Below are 15766 nucleotides of genomic sequence, written 5' to 3' on the forward strand. Positions count from 1 at the left end.
GCCAGCACAAACAGCTTGAATATGCGACTTATCCAGGAGATAGGAAGCATCATCATCTAAAACTTCACCGAAATTGAGCCAACTACCGTAAACGGTTCTCCAGGGTCATTTCCGTCAAACGATACACCTGAAATGTAATCAATGTCAAAAACATTTTTAAAATTGAGTCCAACTCGCCAGTTATTTTTGCGATAAAAAATTGCAGCATTCGTCAGCCAATAACTGTCTACCTCAAAGCTATTTTGTAAATCACCTGCCCTGCTATCCACATAATTTACTCCAATTCCAAAACCCAATCCTTGCAAACCACCTTTTTGGATTTCGTATGTTGTCCAGAGATTAGCGCTATTTTTGGGGATATCTTGTAACCGATTACCAATTGGTATGGTGTTATCCTTTGTTACCCTAGCATCAATATATGCGTAAGAAGCAATGACATTCCACCCAGGCAAAATTTCACCGCTGAGATCAAATTCTATACCTTGACTTTTTTGTTCACCAGTCGCTACAGAAAATCCCAGACCAGGAGCATTTAAATCTTCAGTAACTACATTTTGTTTCGTTATGTCAAAGTATGCCAAACTTGTAAACAGTTTTCCTTTAAATAAATCAGCTTTGACACCAACTTCATATCCTTGACCACGTTCCGGTTGCAGAAAATCATTATTTACCGTAACCCCTGTATTGGGAGTAAATGAGCGTGAATAGCTGGCATAGAGAGAAATTTCTTCAATTGGCTTATAAACAATACCTAAACGTGGACTAAAAGCATCACTATATTGAGTTTGCTCAGAACCAGACTGGTTGTTGATATTGGTTTGGTTGACTGTATCATAGCGAAAACCTGCCAATACTATCAAATTATCAGACAAAGAAAGCTGATCTTGAAGATAAAAACCTAGTCTATCTGTCTGTGCTTTACTATCATTCAGCACAGGTATATCTTCCCGTCTTGGTCTGGTATATGCTCTGTATACTGGGTTGAATATGTCTATGGGTATAGACGTGGCAAAATCAAATATTGTATAGAAAAAATTGTCAAATCTACTCAAATCTATGCCGGTTAATAGTTTATGCTTAATCGGCCCTGTGGTAAATTCACCTACTACATTTGTCTGAAAAGAAATATTGCGAGAATCATCTTTTTGCATAGCCCAATTACGGTCAGCAATACCAGTTGTTGTATCCACTGACGTAACATAAGCTACATCAGCCAAGATATTCTGCTGCAAATATCTAAAAGCATTATTTAATTTCCAGTTTTCACTAAAACGATGCTCTATCGTATATCCTATTTTGAAAAAATCCTCTTCCACTACATCATCAGGTTCATTAATGATGCGATTAAAAGGGATATTGGCAACTCTGTTACCAAAGGCAGGTATACCTGGTGATGCTGGTCTTCGATCATTTAAATATTCCAAATCCAACGTAAAATCGGTACTATCACTAATTTTCCAAGTTAAAATCGGCGAAATGAAGAAACGATTGACATTATTATCTAAATTCTGAAAACTTTCGCTGGTTTGATAAAGCGCATTTAACCGATAAAGTAAATTTCCATTTGCAGTTAACGGCCCAGAAAAATCAATACTGGGTCTAAATAAACCACGGCTACCAAACTGAGTTTGAATTTCGTAAAAAGGTTCGGATAACGGCTTTTTTGTTACTAGGTTGACTATTCCTCCTGGTTGAATATCACCATACAAAACAGAAGCCGGCCCTTTCAAAACTTCGATTTGCTGCAAATTTGTGGTTTCTGGAATCCCTCCACTGCGAAATTGATTAAAACCATCGCGCAAGATTTGAGCGCGATCAAAACCTCTAATACTAAATAAAACGTCTCTACCAATATTTGTCCCACCAAAGGTCACACTGCTACTATTTCGTAAAGCTTCATCTAGTCGGGTCACTTGCTGATCTTCAATCACCTGACGAGGAATGATTTGAATCCCTTGCGGAATATCACGAAGAGGTGTGTCTGTTCTAGTTGCTGTTGAGCTATTTGGTATGCGATATCTATCTTGTACACCTGTCACCACCAATTCAATTGGCTCGTCTGCTGCCGCTGATGGCTGTTCTGGCTGGGTTTCACCCTCTTGAGTTGCTGGATTCTGTGCTGCTGCTGATGGCTGTTCTGGTTGGGTTTCACCCTCTTGAGTTGCTGGCTGTTGGGGTGGTGATGAAGCGACAACAGGTGTCAAACCAAAAATTAATCCCTCATCACTATCAAACAACTCGGCAGTTGGTAAACTTGTTTCACCAATTATGCTGACTCGGATAGTATTATTATCTTGATTTGTGGCAGTAATCTCAGTAATGCCTGCTATTGGATTTTCAGAACGAAATGTGAAGGATTCTCCACTCGGTAAACGTAGTTGTGCATTAGCAATATCAGCGATGTAGCTATTACCAGTACTGCGATTTGTAAGTTGTAATTTGTCTCCTTGGGAAGTTTCTAGAAGTATCTCTACACCTTTATCGGTGGGATTAGCTTTCACACCAGTTACCTGTATAACTGCTGAATTTGCTTGAGACAGCCATCCTTTTACAGTCCTAGTGGGACTAACAAATTCACTGAGATAGGGAATATTGTCTATTTGCCCTTCTATAACCTTCTGTCTTTTTTTGGTGGGAGTGAGGGATTTTTTGCCTTCCACTTCCATTTTGCTGATACTTTCTGCCCATACAGGTTGAACAGCGACAAGGGCTAATGCTCCTGCTAGGAAAATTGAGATCTTCATATTTTACGTCCTGACAAATCCTTGCAACTAAACCCCGATCAGGCTAGTTAGCTATTAGTTAAGAATCTTTTGCAAAAGTGAGTGAAAAAATTATACGAAGTTAACCTCTGGAATTTCTTTGTGAAACGGACTTTTTTCTTTGTGAAACGGACTTTCTTGAAAAAAGTTTGTAATTAGAATTTAGGTTTTCTCGTTTCTCGTTCCCATACTCTGTATGGGAATGAATTCTAGAAGGCTCTGCCTTCTCTGAAAACAGAGGCAGAGCCTCTGTAATAGCATTCCCAATCAGAGCCTGGGAACGAGATATCATCAGGGTTTGAGCTTGTGCATAAGTCCTAGTAATTTTTACTCATTTGATAAGCTTTGGGACCGACTGCAAATTTGCGTCGGAATGCCACGCTAAAGGCCTCAGGATTCGTATAACCTATGGCTGTGGCAACTCTGGCAATTGACATGTCCCGTTTTTTCAGCAACTGTTGGGCTTGCTGTAACCGATAATCTTGTAGGTAGCCGAAAACTGTTGTGCCAAAGACTTGGCGAAATCCCTGTTTTAGTTTGCGCTCGTTAAGTCCTACCTGTCGGGCTAACTCTAATAGGGTTGGGGGATTATTCATTGTGCGTATCAAAATATCTTTTGCTGCATCTAGTCGCTCAATGTCATCTTTTCGTAACTTTGCGGCAGTTGATTGATGTGGGGTTTCTGTGCAATTGGTAAACTGTAAAATTAATAATTCCAGCGCTTTGGCTTCAAGATACATTTGCCGGGTAATTCCCTGATAAGGACAATGCAGGATTTGCTGGAGGACTTGTTCCATTGCCATAGTGTTTTTGCCAAGGCATTGATGAAACTGTGCTGGTTCACCGGCTTTAATTATCTGCCGCAAGCTTTCTGGCAAAAATTGATCATCTAAATTAAACAATTTGAAATAGTCGATATCTCCATAAATCATTACCAACTGAATTTGTTCTTCGGCTTGCCATTCCTCGTATTCTAAGATATTGGGTAGGTAGTAAATGTAGTTATAACCAGAGGTTTCTTCATAGTCATCTTTAATACCTATAGCTCCAGGAGTTTTGATTCTAGAACTACCGGATAGATAAAATTTTGCCGTGAGTGGAAATGAAGACTCATGCTGTCTTTCTAGTATTAAGGGTTGCCGCAGTTGGATTTCTTGAATATGAATAATCAGTCCGTTACGCAGCTTGGTGATGTGATCAACTCCTCTGCCAAAACACTTTGGTAATCTATAAATTCTTTCAAAAGCAGTTTGATGATGGATAATTTCACCATTATGTTGAGCTTCTTCAACTAAATCTGCATAAGCTTGTTGTGAAACCGAAACTGTCATGGCGATCCTACTTGATAACTAATAGTATTTTTTCTCAATAATTTATTGTGTAATTAATACCACAGAAAATCAAGTACGTTGTCTCTTATGAACCAATAGACATAGGAGTGAGAATTAAATGTGCGTGAATTGAAACCCTTGTAGAGACGTTATCTGGGTAGGGATTCTCGTCTCTACAATCTTTTTCACTCCTATGTCTATTGGCAACGTCAAGGTAAATGCAGTTTGAGCTTCAGATATGGGATTTAGGGTGAGGTTGCCACGATGGGCGCGAGCAATTTCACGAGCTAAACTCAGTCCTAGTCCTAGTCCTTCAACCTTGCGGGTATGTGCTGGATCACCGCGATAGAAGCGGTCAAAAAGACGATCACGATCGCTTGCAGGAATATCTTTTGATGCATTGGCGATGGTGATATGGATATTTGTTAGCTTTTGCTGTGCATAAATCTTGATCCAACCGTCGGCAAGATTGTATTTAATGGCATTACTCAACAGGTTTTGCAAAACTTGCATGAGCAAATCGCGATCGCCCTGTACCTTAAGTCCAGCAGGAATATCAGTTTGTAGGCTCAAGTGAGGAGCCAGCAGTTCTACATCCTCTACCATCTCAATGAGCAACTGTGACATATCTACCTCAACCAGATACAAGCTCATTTGTCCGGCATCTGCTAAAGATAACAGCAAAAGTTTGCGGATAATTCCACTGAGACGGCGCACTTCATCCAAAAGATTGCTTAAACGCTGTTGTACTTCACTTCCTGAGTCAACCTGTTGCAAAGTTCTTTCTAGTTCACCTTGGAGAATAGTCAGTGGAGTTTTGAGTTCATGGGCAGCATCAGCACTAAAGCGGGAAGCTTGGGTAAAACTACGCTCCAGACGTGACAGCATTTGGTTAAATACCTGAATCAGTTCGACAAACTCAACATCCGTTGTCCCAATAGGAATTCGCTGATCTAATCCTTTGACTGTCACCTGTTGAATGACACCCGTTAATTGACCGATAGGACGCAACGCCCCCCCAGAAATTAACCATGCTCCAATCGCAACCATGAGCAAAGCCACTGGAATGGAAACCAAGAAGATATTCCGAATTGTAGCCATCTCTAAATTGACAGCTTGCAGACTCACAGCGATCGCCACCTGAGTATTGGGAAATTTAGCGGCTCCAATCCGCCAAGTCGCTGTTGCTGTCTGTGCAATGACAAATTGCAGAGGAAGTGGGCGAAAAGGCCGAGAATTTGGTTGTTCTCTAGGAGGAGGTGGTAGAGGTGTTAATTGAAGACGCTTAACCAACAGATTGTTCACCTCAATATCAGCAGCTAGAGAGTTAAATTGAGAGACTGTATTGCCGTTTGCGTCAATTATCAGCAGGGCGATGGGGGTTTTGATATTGGTTCCCGAACCAAAGAATAGCAATTCTGGGCGCAGAGATGGGCTACGCTCTCCTGGAGGCATAGAGAGGAAGTTCCTGGGAATAGGCGATCGCTCTTTTTCAGGTGGACGGCTGGCTCGCATCAACTGATTTAACAGTTCGGCATCGAGTTGGCTAATCTTGGCATTGTAAATCTGCAACCAGGAAATTGCACCAAACCCGACTAATGTACTGCCAGCTAGAGCCGCAGACAACAGAGCAATTCGGAGTCGAAACGAGCGTAATTGTTTCATGATCAAGATTCTGGTTTGCGAAACCGATAGCCAACACCACGAATACTTTCAATCCAACTGGCTTCATCAATGGGGTCAATTTTTTTACGAATTCGCTGGATACATACATCTACAACGTTGGTGTTGGGGTTAAAGTCATAGCCCCAAATGTGTTCTAAGATTTGGGTACGGGTGAAAACTCGTCCGGGAGAGCGCATGAAATATTCCAAAAGATTAAACTCGCGGCTGGTGAGTTCTATTGCTCGTTGATTGCAAGTTATTTCTCGTGTGATGCGATCAAGTTTGATTGGCCCAACTGCAAGGAGATTTTGACGTTCTCCTACACTCCGACGCACAACTGCATGAATACGAGCCGCTAATTCTTCCACAAAAAACGGTTTAGCAATGTAATCATCTGCTCCCAAGTTTAGACCTGCCAAGCGATCGTCTAGTTCATTACGAGCCGTTAATAAAATCACCGGAGTATTGCGACCTTCTCGCCGCAGTTGTTTGAGAATCGACAGTCCATCTTTTCCCGGCACCATAATGTCAAGAATAATGGCATCATATTCGTTATCTAATGCCCGCAGATACCCTTCATCACCGTTGTTGCAGTAGTCCACGACAAATCCCTGCTCCTTCAGTCCAGCCCGGACGAAGTTAGCAATTTTTGCTTCATCTTCAACAAATAGAATATTCACACGTATTTATTACTTCATTTATTGCTCCATTTTAGATTCATTGCTCCATAGCTCAAATTACAAAATTGTAATTCAGAAAGTAGGTCATCTGTAATTTTGAGGTGGATTAATTAGAAATGTCAGCAACAGTAATTTTCGAGGTTAATTATGATGAATATTCGGAGAGTGTTAGCCGTAGCGGCAATTCCCTTAGTGATTGGGATATTTGGTTTTATTGCACCCAATCAAGCGATCGCAGAAACTCCATCTGCTCGCAATCCACAAATCGCACAACAGCCCTACAGTCGCCAGAAGGAATTGCAAAGACGTAAGAAAAAACCACGGGTGAAACATCGCCATTCCCAACCGCAACAGGGTGCAGATCACAATCAGCCAAGACCGAATAACCGTTGATCGTAATTCGCAATTTACGAATAATTAAAAATTGCTCATCATGAAAAATCAGCACCAATTAGGTCGAATTTTAACTAGAAGAGAAGTACTTGCTCTATTTAGAGCAACCGGAACAGCAATACTTGTGGTGGGATGCACATCAAAAAAGTCTATTTCCACACAAGTACAGTCTAATGTAGCTATCCAAACATCATCTACACCTGCCTGTGTCGTGAGTCCAGAGCAAACTGAAGGGCCGTATTTCATAGACGAGAAACTTAACCGTTCTGATATCCGTTCCGATCCGTCAGATGGTTCGGTGAAAGATGGCGTACCACTGCAACTGACACTGCACGTTTCCCTCTTAGGCAGTAATGGTTGTACACCTTTGGTAGGTGCAATCGTGGATGTTTGGCACTGTGATGCATTGGGTGTTTATTCCGATGTAGCAGACAGAAGATTTAATACCGTGGGCAAAAAATTCTTGCGTGGCTATCAAGTAACGGATGCTAAAGGAAATGTCCAGTTCACCACTATTTACCCTGGTTGGTATCAAGGAAGAACTGTGCATATCCACTTTAAAGTCCGCACAAATGGGAGATCAGGGCAAAGTTATGAATTTACGTCCCAGCTATATTTTGATGATGCAATAAGCGATCGCATTTACAGCCAAGCACCCTACGCCAGCAAGGGAGTGCGATCGCTAAAAAATGCTGACGACGGAATTTTTGCTGGTGGTGGTGAGCAAATGTTGCTCAAGCTTACCAAAAATGCACAAGGTTACGCGGCAACCTTTGATGTTGGACTTCAAATGACTTGATTGGATTTTATCTTAAGCACAAAAATTACAAAATTGTAATTCAGACACAAGGCAAACTGTAATTTTTAGTTGCTTAAATCAGAAATATCAACCATCTAACTTAAACCATCTCATCTATTGGAGAATGACCATGAAGCTTAATAAAGTAGTAATCGTGACAGCAATTGCAGCAACGGCTGGTACATTTAGTTTAATTTTGCTGAATCAGGTAAATGCTGCTAATCCATCCTATCAAATTGCCCAAGCTGCACCATCGCCCAACGCACGACCAGATGGAGAGCAGCGACCACCCCGCCCGGATTTTAAAGCAGCGGCGACAAAGTTGGGTGTAACTGAACAACAGTTAAAAGATGCTTTGGGTGTTCCTGCTCATCCTCCCAGTCAAGGTGACAAAAATCAGCGACCACCCCGCCCGGATTTTAAGGCAGCGGCGACAAAATTGGGTGTAACTGAACAACAGTTAAAAGATGCTTTGGGTGTTCCTGCTCATCCTCCCAGTCAAGGTGACAAAAATCAGCGACCACCACGCCCGGATTTTAAAGCAGCGGCGACAAAATTGGGTGTAACTGAACAACAGTTAAAAGATGCCTTGGGTGTTCCTGCTCATCCTCCAAGCGATCGCAGTGCGACTCCCGCAACCAGGTAGAATAAACCTGAGTTCGGTGTTCGGAGTTTCTCCTATGCCTACGGCACGGCTTCGCCGAACGGAGACGCTACGCGAACGGAGTTATGATTTTTTCAATCGAGAGGATAAGGGTTTGAGACTCCTACTGGGGGCGAGTTTTCCACAAATTATCTTATGTCGAACTCAGGTGAATAAGGAACTTCCAATTGAGTTTCGACTTTTTTGATTTCATCAAAATTAGTGAAATTGGGAAAAATATTTGCTGAATAGCTAGAACTTTTGCCAGATTTTAAGGTTTACGTTCTTTGATTTAGATACAATTGAGCTAAACATAACTCGTAAAAGTCTGGCAACCTAATCCAAGAAAGATTGAATAGTTAAATCCTTAAGGGTAATGGTAAAGTTCCGCTGTTCTGCTGTAGCAATGAAGGAGATAATTGCCTCACAAGCCACAGCAACCGTTAACATGACTAGATTTCGTGCCAATGGATAATCACAGACATCATCATTAACCTCAGAAGGAACACGATAAACATCATTCCAAATTACTTCTGCATAATCAGCCGATAGCCCAGCATGAAGACAAGGAATGCATTCTTCAATTTCTGGCTTACCTTTGCCTGTTTTGGAATATTTGAGTGAAGCACTTTTGGATTTTAACAGTGTAGCTGATTTGTCATCTTGGCTAGAAGCGCAAATCAATTAATAAAATAATTTACCCAGGAGTTAAATGTGGTTTTGGTTGTCATAATGGGGTTTAAGTAAGGATAATAATATTTAACTAGATTTTTTAGATATATTCACTGACTCACCATTATGACAGGCATTGAACCTTGGGTAATATCAGGTGTTAGCGGTTTAGCAGTTCCTATTTTCCAGTCTCTGTGGGGAAGCGGTGGTAGGTTTTTGGGAATGTTTGGTAAAACTTTGGATGAAACAACCAAAGAGGTGATCTTTAATGCTTCCAAGCAATATGTCCAGAACTATGAAGAAAGACACGGTATTCTCAAAGTTTTAGGAATGCGTGAACCTGTCAAGCTTGAGTCAGTCTATACAGCAGTGCAGTTTTTAAATGATGATGCTATTCGTAGTTTTGCATCTATCGAAAAATTAGAAGAAGTATATCGTGAAGCTAAAAGCCGGAAGTTTAATTCTCAAAATTGCGAAAAACAAGCAGGAATTAAAGTCGCTAATGAAAAACAATATCTGATGGTTTTGGGTCAACCAGGTGCGGGAAAGTCTACCTTTTTACGGAAAATGGGACTGGAAGCACTCAAAGGTAAAAAAGGAAAATTTAAACATGGCTGTATTCCGGTTTTTATCGAATTAAAAAAGTTTGCATCTAGTGAGAGTAATATTGAAAAATGTATTATTGATGAGTTTGATATTTGTGGTTTTCCAGTTCCAGATAAGTTTACATCTAAAGCTTTGGAACAAGGTAAATTATTAATTCTTCTGGATGGGTTGGATGAAGTTCCTAGTCAAAATTTGACTGAGGTAATTAACCAAATTCAAAACTTTGTTGATAAACATGATAGAAATCGGTTTATAGCTTCTTGTCGCACAGCAGCTTATCGCCATAATTTCCGGCGGTTTAGCGATGTGGCTATGGCTGATTTTGATGATGAACAAATTCAGCAATTTATTAAAAACTGGTTTCATGGAGAAGATGATAAACAAGCGAAAACGGGGGATAAATGCTGGGAATTATTGCAAAAGCCAGAAAATCAAGCTGCGAAAGAGTTGGCACACACGCCTTTATTACTGACTTTTCTCTGTTTAGTATATGACCGTTCGCAAAATTTTCCTAATACTCGCAGTGTGTTATATAAAAAGGCGTTGCGAATATTATTAGAAGAATGGGCTTCTGAAAAGCGAATTCTGCGAGATGATATTTATCAAGGACTGCATACAGAACTAGAGGAATTATTGCTTTCAGAAATTGCTTATACAGGTTTTGAATCTAATCGCCTGTTTTTCTCCCAACGGGAAATTGTGGAACAAATCAAAACATTTCTAGCCAGTAATTTGAATGCACCACAGCATTTAGATGGTGAAAAAGTTTTAAATGCTATTGCAGTGCAACAAGGAATTTTAGTAGAACGTGCAGAAGATGTATTTTCTTTTTCTCATTTGACGCTACAGGAATATTTAGCAGCACAATATATTGATGATCATCGCTTAGTTGAGAAATTAGTCACTGAACACCTGATAGATAAAAGATGGAAAGAGGTATTTTTATTAGTTGCTGGAGTAATGCGGGGTGGTGCAGATGAGTTGCTGTCGTTGATGGAAAAGGAAGCACAAAAATACATCAATACACCAAAACTGCAAGCCTTATTAAATTGGTCAGAACAAGTTACAGTAGGCTCTCAGGGTGATTATAAACCAGTGGGTAAACGTGCAGTGGCGATCGCCTACGCCTACGCCAACGCCAACGAAATCGACAACGCCTACGTCAGATGCCACCTTGATTAACCAGATTTTCAAAACTAGGTGTTAAGTTTTGATTTACTCATCTCTACTAGCCACAGAGACGTAATTTCTAAATTAGTGCTTTCACCCTTTTGAGATTAGACATTGCTTATAAAGCATCATGTAAAAATAAATTGTACGATTTTTATCAAAAATAGATTGTGAATACAAATTCTATATAAAAACTGTTCAGGTTATTGTTACATAAATGCTCAGATGTCTTCCTCCTAATTCATGCGAATGAAAGCTCGAAAAACCGGATAGAAAAACAACAAAATCTTTAACAAGATTACAGTAAACATCTGACTGGGACAATTGGCTACTTATTCAAAAAAAGATTGAACAGTCAAATCCTTGAGGGTAATGGTGAAATTACGCTGTTCTGCTGTAGCAATGAAGGAGATAATTGCCTCACAAGCCACAGCAACCGTTAACATGACTAGATTTCGTGCCAATGGATAATCACAAACATCATCATTAACTCCAGAGGGAACACGATAAACATCATTCCAAATTACTTCTGCATAATCAGATGATAGCCCAGCATGAAGACAAGAAATGCTTTTTTGAACAGCATAATCTTTCACTGCTTGACGTGCCACACTGTTGTCAAAGGCATCAATAATTAACTGGCTATTTTGAAGTAATTGATTTGTATTTGCTGATGTCAATTCCTTTGTTTTAGCATCAACTTTAGTGCCAATTGCTCGATATAAATTGTTGGCTAAAATCTTCGCCTTAAATGCTCCCACATCGGCACGATAGTAAGGCTGAGTTGAAAGATTACGTTCTTCTATGCGATCGCAATCAATCACCGTCAGTTTATCAAAACCAGATCGAGCTAAGTTCTCAACAATGTTAGCTCCTAATGCTCCAGCACCACAAATGGTTACAGGATAGTTTTTGAGCTTTGTCATTACAGCATTGCTGCGGTAAAGCTGTTCGTGAAAAAAGATGCTCATTCGATTTTGGATTTTAGATTTTGGATTTTGGATTGCGAAAGAAATTGATTGAATCTGTCGCCATCATTTTTTAACTTGGTGTCACTACTCTTTTTGTTCCATTACAGCTACTAAGGATTGCAAGTCAAAATCGCGATCGCGTCCACTCAGACAAATACCAGAACTGACAACAGTTAAATCAGATTTAGCGATCGCACTACTATGACGAACACCATCACTAGTTGTCCAATCAACGGTCCAATAATCACCGCGATCATGGAATTGAGTTAAAGTACCACCCCCCATCTGTAATGCCTTTCTCAATCGTCTTTCATCCTGTTGGGGTTGAGTAAAACCATCAATCCGCTGACTTGCTAATTCATACACTGTGCGGATTTCTGGAGTAATGCCTTTGAACTGCAATTCCTGTATCGGGGTGAATTTTTTCACAGCAGATTGCAGAACTTCCACAATTTCAGGATCAGTACGGCGATCAACTTCCTCAAACCAGCAGGATTGACCATCCCAACGAGCTATGATTTGCTCAAAGACAACACCCTCAGTTACTAAATGTAATGCGATCGGTTTAACGACTTTCAACCGTTGACGCATATCTGCTTCATTTACAGGGTATGCTAACCAAGTTTGTTTTTGCAGTTGGTGTGCTAACCGCAGTCGGATTTGCGGAAAGTTTTGCAAGTATTCGGCAATTTGGGGTAAATCTGCTTCTTCCACAAGCTTTGCTGTCTTTTCATCCACAGCCTGAAAGATGCCCCAACCTGCAAATTTAATAGGCTTTGGTGTGAAGGTGTAAACCATCCCGGCTACCCTTGTGCGAACTCGTCCACCCTTGACACAGGGCGCAAGGAATTGAGTTTCAGACAACTGCGCTTCTGCATTAGCTATTTGGTTGATTAGGTTAAATATGTTTGTCATAACTAATACCAATTATTCAAAATCAGCTAGAAATTCAACCTAGCAGTCTGTCAATTACTAATTGATGGGTAAATAAGTTTTTTAATTTTTCTTCTTTCCTTCTTCCTTTGCGCTCTTCGCGTCTTTGCGGTTCGTTCCTTTAAAAGTTTGCTATTTTCCAGAATATATAGCTTATCTGTTGGACTCCACACCCGCCCAGAAATGAATTTCCGGGCTAATAACTAAAGTTTACTAAAGTAAACTGGAGATTTTTTTGCATTTTTAGTCATCTTTAGATGACTTTTGCTATGAGGCTGGGAATTCATTCCCAGTCGGGTTATAGGTTTTAATGTTGATGCAAATAAAATCTTAGCAAGTACAATATGAATGTATTCATATTCTTGGTAATCGGAGTGATAACTAATATGATCACCGAACAAATGCTGGATAAATGGCAAGCTTTAAATACAGATGAAAAAGAAAAAGTTTTAGCATTTATTGATTCACTTGAACGCCAAAAGCAGGAGATAAAATCTGGCTCTAAGTTAGGTAAAAAATTAAGACAAATTCGACAAGAAATTATTGATTCTGGTCTTCCTTTGTTAACGGCTGAAGAAGCAGATAGAGAAAAAGCAGAATGTCGGAGTGGTTTTGGAGAAGACCTTATAATCTAGCTTATAGTCGGTAGTTGCTCCAAAATTTCTGTAAACATATCTGCCCATTTCTCATAGTGTGGAATTATTGTCTCAAAATAATCTTTAAAAATGCTTAAATCTATTTTTTCTGGTGAAGGAAAATCTGGAATATCTATGTGGATATAGACATGATCTTCAGCATATCTCATTCCACTACCTGAATAAAATGCTAGTGAGGCTGATTGTAAATTTTCCCCATCTATTTTTTTATGGTTAGCCTTTGGGTTAGCATATGATGTATGTGCAAATACTTTATTCCGTAGATAAGTGTAATGTTTTATTTCTTCCTCCCGTTGTTTACACAATGAGTCTTCTTTTGGAACAAGGCTTTTATATTTAGTATCTTCAAGAGCTTTCATGAATTTTTCGTATGTCTTATCAAGGATTCTATCTAAACTGCATATAGTTATTATATAGGTACTAAATATTGATAGAAAGTTTGACCTAAATTGTTTAACCCATAGTAAAGCATCAGGTACTAACGTTGACTTTTCAGAACTGATAATACCATCAGAAGAAATACCAAATTCTTTTACTGATTCTACATATTTAAAAGTTTCATAACTTATACATTCCTCATCCCGTAAGTGATAGAGAATATCTACAGATGTTTCCACAGCATCTCGAAGATTAAGAAGATTTAGCAGTGGTTGATCGGATATTATTGGTAGCAATGGAATGTCATATTTTTTAACTTGAAATACCAATTCATCTATAGTTCTAGAGATTCTCATACAAAAAATTGCCTCAATTCGTTTGAATATTTTCTTTAAGGTTATTGGGCGCGTCAAGTATAAATATAACGCACCCATTTTACATTCTACTTATCCACCCTTACAGGCAAAGGCATATCCAGAATCTCCATCAGCAAATCCAGACGAGAAGGACGCGTTAAGAGTGGGACAAGGTTCGGCAAACTGTAGTAGTCACCGGCGAAAGTGAATGTATCTACAGGTGCTTGTTGCTGCTTCAGTTGAGTTTCCACCCAGTTGTAATGAGAACCCACACGGACAATCACCACATTAGGCATTACCCCCAACTCCCGGCAATAGCTCTTGTAAACCTCACCGAAGTAAGGAGCAGCATTTTCACCTTCATCCGTTACCACGATAATTTGGTCAACAACCTGCTTCTTCTTCCGCATTGCTTCCAATGCACAACCGATACTAGTACCACCACCTGCATTGATGTACTGAAAAGCACGTTCCCAGTCAGTCAACTCCTTACCCTTGGCTGTAACAGGATAGGGAATGGTGTCAAAGGCATAGACAAACAATTCTGCCTGAGTGATACCAGAAATTAAAGCAGCAAGTTGTTTACCAACAGCGATCGCATTTTCCATTGAACCAGACTTGTCCACTAATAAGGCAGTCGGACGAGCGATCGCACCCCGTTGCTTTACTTGCTCATTAGTCACCTTGTCCAAACGGGCAACGGTGTCTGCGTCGAAATCTGCTGTATCTGCGGCAATCTGGGCTTTGAAAGCTGAGACACGGCCACTCTTAGACGCTTCTTCCAGCTTGGAGTCAATCAGCTTTTTGACTTCTGGGTGATCCATTGCTCCTCTAGCCTGGATAGACTTGAGGTTATTGATCACTTCTTGGGGAGTCATACTGTTGATTAATGCCACCAAGACAACAGGTGTAAGTTGTTTAATAGCACCAATGGCGATCGCATAAGGAATTTTGAACTCCACAATCAAACGAGCCTGTTCTGCCCCATTTTCTGCCTTAGCAAGCTGTTTTAGGATATCTGCTAAAGAACCGGTTGGCGGAGTATTGCGGAACAAAATCGCATTTGCCCGTTCATTGGGCTTGATGTGCAGGGAAGCATACAGGTGTTTCATTGCCTTACGACCCCGCAAAGCCGCGCGATCGAATAAAGCCGGATTACTTTCCCGTGTCTTCAGATACAGCCGCACCGCAGTCCGAGCAGAACGAGGCAACTTATTTTGTTGCTGTTTCATAAAATCCACCACACGAGCCACCTGATAGGGTGGAAACTCTTGCAGCATCACAAATCCAGCATCTCGGTGTTCAGTCAAATTGCTAGTGAGCAAATGAGCGAGAAATACTTCTTTGTGGTCACGAACATCACCATAATGCTGATACCAAACAGCTAAATGTCCGTAAAATATAGGATCAAGTTCAACAATTAATTTATGAATTTCTGCCACTTGCTCAAGTTTGCGGTGAGGAGTTGTCAGCAAACTATTGAGCATTTCTAAACGCAAATCACGTTCTGCGGTATTAGTATTCATGATCACCTCCTCTAAAAATTTTGGATTGCGGATTTGCGATTTTGGATTTCTAGACTAATAACGGTTGGAACATGGACTTTTACAAGATTACGAAAAACTGAGATGTGTAGGGGTTTAGCAGTGCTAAACCCTTACCTATAGAATCAAATAATTAAGCCGTTTTGACTATATCAGGACTTACTCAAGATGTGGCTGAAAACCTTATTATTACGTAGCGGTAATTCA

The 15766-nt window shown here is 40.2% G+C and carries 14 protein-coding genes and 1 pseudogene; 6 read left to right on the plus strand and 9 right to left on the minus strand.

Annotation, left to right across the window (positions count from 1 at the left end):
* Nucleotides 1-56 precede the first annotated feature (56 nt).
* From AC012T_RS03965 to AC012T_RS03980, 4 genes are all read right to left on the minus strand, one after another.
* Nucleotides 57-2744 carry a TonB-dependent siderophore receptor gene (locus AC012T_RS03965; RefSeq protein WP_487063301.1) on the minus strand — a complete coding sequence of 896 codons (2688 nt, stop codon included), beginning with the start codon at nucleotides 2742-2744 and terminating at the stop codon, nucleotides 57-59.
* 335 nt (nucleotides 2745-3079) lie between these two features.
* Nucleotides 3080-4093, minus strand: a complete 1014-nt coding sequence (locus AC012T_RS03970; protein WP_487063303.1) for a helix-turn-helix transcriptional regulator — start codon at nucleotides 4091-4093, stop codon at nucleotides 3080-3082.
* Nucleotides 4094-4207: 114 nt separating this feature from the next.
* Nucleotides 4208-5758, minus strand: coding sequence for a sensor histidine kinase (locus AC012T_RS03975; protein ID WP_487063305.1), 1551 nt, complete (start codon nucleotides 5756-5758; stop codon nucleotides 4208-4210).
* 2 nt (nucleotides 5759-5760) lie between these two features.
* Entirely contained in the window at nucleotides 5761-6438 is a 678-nt protein-coding gene (locus AC012T_RS03980; RefSeq protein WP_487063307.1) for a response regulator transcription factor, read from the minus strand.
* Between the two features lie 147 nt (nucleotides 6439-6585).
* On the opposite strand from AC012T_RS03980, the gene AC012T_RS03985 reads away from it, so the two are divergent.
* The 3 genes from AC012T_RS03985 to AC012T_RS03995 all read left to right on the plus strand — a co-directional run bounded on the left by AC012T_RS03985 (nucleotide 6586) and on the right by AC012T_RS03995 (nucleotide 8276).
* Nucleotides 6586-6831, plus strand: coding sequence for a hypothetical protein (locus AC012T_RS03985; protein WP_487063309.1), 246 nt, complete (start codon nucleotides 6586-6588; stop codon nucleotides 6829-6831).
* Between the two features lie 40 nt (nucleotides 6832-6871).
* Nucleotides 6872-7630 (plus strand): intradiol ring-cleavage dioxygenase, encoded by a 759-nt coding sequence (locus AC012T_RS03990; protein WP_487063311.1) that lies wholly within the window; start codon nucleotides 6872-6874, stop codon nucleotides 7628-7630.
* Between the two features lie 130 nt (nucleotides 7631-7760).
* Nucleotides 7761-8276, plus strand: a complete 516-nt coding sequence (locus tag AC012T_RS03995; RefSeq protein ID WP_487063313.1) for a hypothetical protein — start codon at nucleotides 7761-7763, stop codon at nucleotides 8274-8276.
* A 333-nt stretch (nucleotides 8277-8609) separates the two neighbouring features.
* Here AC012T_RS03995 and AC012T_RS04000 read toward each other — a convergent pair.
* Nucleotides 8610-8846, minus strand: a pseudogene (locus tag AC012T_RS04000) (ThiF family adenylyltransferase); the annotation flags it as partial.
* Here AC012T_RS04000 and AC012T_RS04005 point away from each other — a divergent pair.
* Nucleotides 8845-8961, plus strand: a complete 117-nt coding sequence (locus AC012T_RS04005; RefSeq protein ID WP_487063315.1) for a DUF4351 domain-containing protein — start codon at nucleotides 8845-8847, stop codon at nucleotides 8959-8961. The pseudogene AC012T_RS04000 and the gene AC012T_RS04005 overlap by 2 nt on opposite strands.
* 110 nt (nucleotides 8962-9071) lie before the next feature.
* Nucleotides 9072-10733: an NACHT domain-containing protein gene (locus AC012T_RS04010; RefSeq protein ID WP_487063317.1), complete on the plus strand. Its 1662-nt coding sequence runs from the start codon at nucleotides 9072-9074 to the stop codon at nucleotides 10731-10733.
* Nucleotides 10734-11053: 320 nt separating this feature from the next.
* Here the strand turns inward: AC012T_RS04010 and AC012T_RS04015 are convergent, their stop codons facing one another.
* Both AC012T_RS04015 and AC012T_RS04020 read right to left on the minus strand, forming a co-directional pair.
* Nucleotides 11054-11692, minus strand: coding sequence for a HesA/MoeB/ThiF family protein (locus tag AC012T_RS04015; protein WP_487063319.1), 639 nt, complete (start codon nucleotides 11690-11692; stop codon nucleotides 11054-11056).
* An 84-nt stretch (nucleotides 11693-11776) separates the two neighbouring features.
* The gene (locus AC012T_RS04020) at nucleotides 11777-12607 is read right to left on the minus strand and encodes a hypothetical protein (RefSeq protein ID WP_487063321.1); all 831 of its coding nucleotides are present in this window, start codon (nucleotides 12605-12607) and stop codon (nucleotides 11777-11779) included.
* 404 nt (nucleotides 12608-13011) lie between these two features.
* Between AC012T_RS04020 and AC012T_RS04025 the strand changes: the two genes are divergently transcribed.
* Nucleotides 13012-13260: a hypothetical protein gene (locus AC012T_RS04025; protein WP_487063323.1), complete on the plus strand. Its 249-nt coding sequence runs from the start codon at nucleotides 13012-13014 to the stop codon at nucleotides 13258-13260.
* On the opposite strand, the gene AC012T_RS04030 is transcribed toward AC012T_RS04025, so the two are convergent.
* Nucleotides 13257-14015 carry a hypothetical protein gene (locus AC012T_RS04030; protein ID WP_487063325.1) on the minus strand — a complete coding sequence of 253 codons (759 nt, stop codon included), beginning with the start codon at nucleotides 14013-14015 and terminating at the stop codon, nucleotides 13257-13259. The two genes, AC012T_RS04025 and AC012T_RS04030, sit on opposite strands and share 4 nt — an antisense overlap.
* 86 nt (nucleotides 14016-14101) lie before the next feature.
* Entirely contained in the window at nucleotides 14102-15541 is a 1440-nt protein-coding gene (locus tag AC012T_RS04035) for a vWA domain-containing protein (protein WP_487063327.1), read from the minus strand.
* Nucleotides 15542-15766: the final 225 nt, after the last annotated feature.

This window comes from Anabaena sp. EIM26 (assembly GCF_057568715.1).

Excerpts from the sequence above, each read along its gene's own strand:
- AC012T_RS03965 (WP_487063301.1), bottom strand. The coding sequence starts at position 2,744 with ATGAAGATCTCAATTTTCCTAGCAGGAGCATTAGCCCTTGTCGCTGTT.
- AC012T_RS03970 (WP_487063303.1), bottom strand. The coding sequence starts at position 4,093 with ATGACAGTTTCGGTTTCACAACAAGCTTATGCAGATTTAGTTGAAGAA.
- AC012T_RS03975 (WP_487063305.1), bottom strand. The coding sequence starts at position 5,758 with ATGAAACAATTACGCTCGTTTCGACTCCGAATTGCTCTGTTGTCTGCG.
- AC012T_RS03985 (WP_487063309.1), top strand. The coding sequence starts at position 6,586 with ATGATGAATATTCGGAGAGTGTTAGCCGTAGCGGCAATTCCCTTAGTG.
- AC012T_RS03990 (WP_487063311.1), top strand. The coding sequence starts at position 6,872 with ATGAAAAATCAGCACCAATTAGGTCGAATTTTAACTAGAAGAGAAGTA.
- AC012T_RS03995 (WP_487063313.1), top strand. The coding sequence starts at position 7,761 with ATGAAGCTTAATAAAGTAGTAATCGTGACAGCAATTGCAGCAACGGCT.
- AC012T_RS04005 (WP_487063315.1), top strand. The coding sequence starts at position 8,845 with ATGCATTCTTCAATTTCTGGCTTACCTTTGCCTGTTTTGGAATATTTG.
- AC012T_RS04010 (WP_487063317.1), top strand. The coding sequence starts at position 9,072 with ATGACAGGCATTGAACCTTGGGTAATATCAGGTGTTAGCGGTTTAGCA.
- AC012T_RS04015 (WP_487063319.1), bottom strand. The coding sequence starts at position 11,692 with ATGAGCATCTTTTTTCACGAACAGCTTTACCGCAGCAATGCTGTAATG.
- AC012T_RS04020 (WP_487063321.1), bottom strand. The coding sequence starts at position 12,607 with ATGACAAACATATTTAACCTAATCAACCAAATAGCTAATGCAGAAGCG.
- AC012T_RS04025 (WP_487063323.1), top strand. The coding sequence starts at position 13,012 with ATGATCACCGAACAAATGCTGGATAAATGGCAAGCTTTAAATACAGAT.
- AC012T_RS04030 (WP_487063325.1), bottom strand. The coding sequence starts at position 14,015 with ATGAGAATCTCTAGAACTATAGATGAATTGGTATTTCAAGTTAAAAAA.
- AC012T_RS04035 (WP_487063327.1), bottom strand. The coding sequence starts at position 15,541 with ATGAATACTAATACCGCAGAACGTGATTTGCGTTTAGAAATGCTCAAT.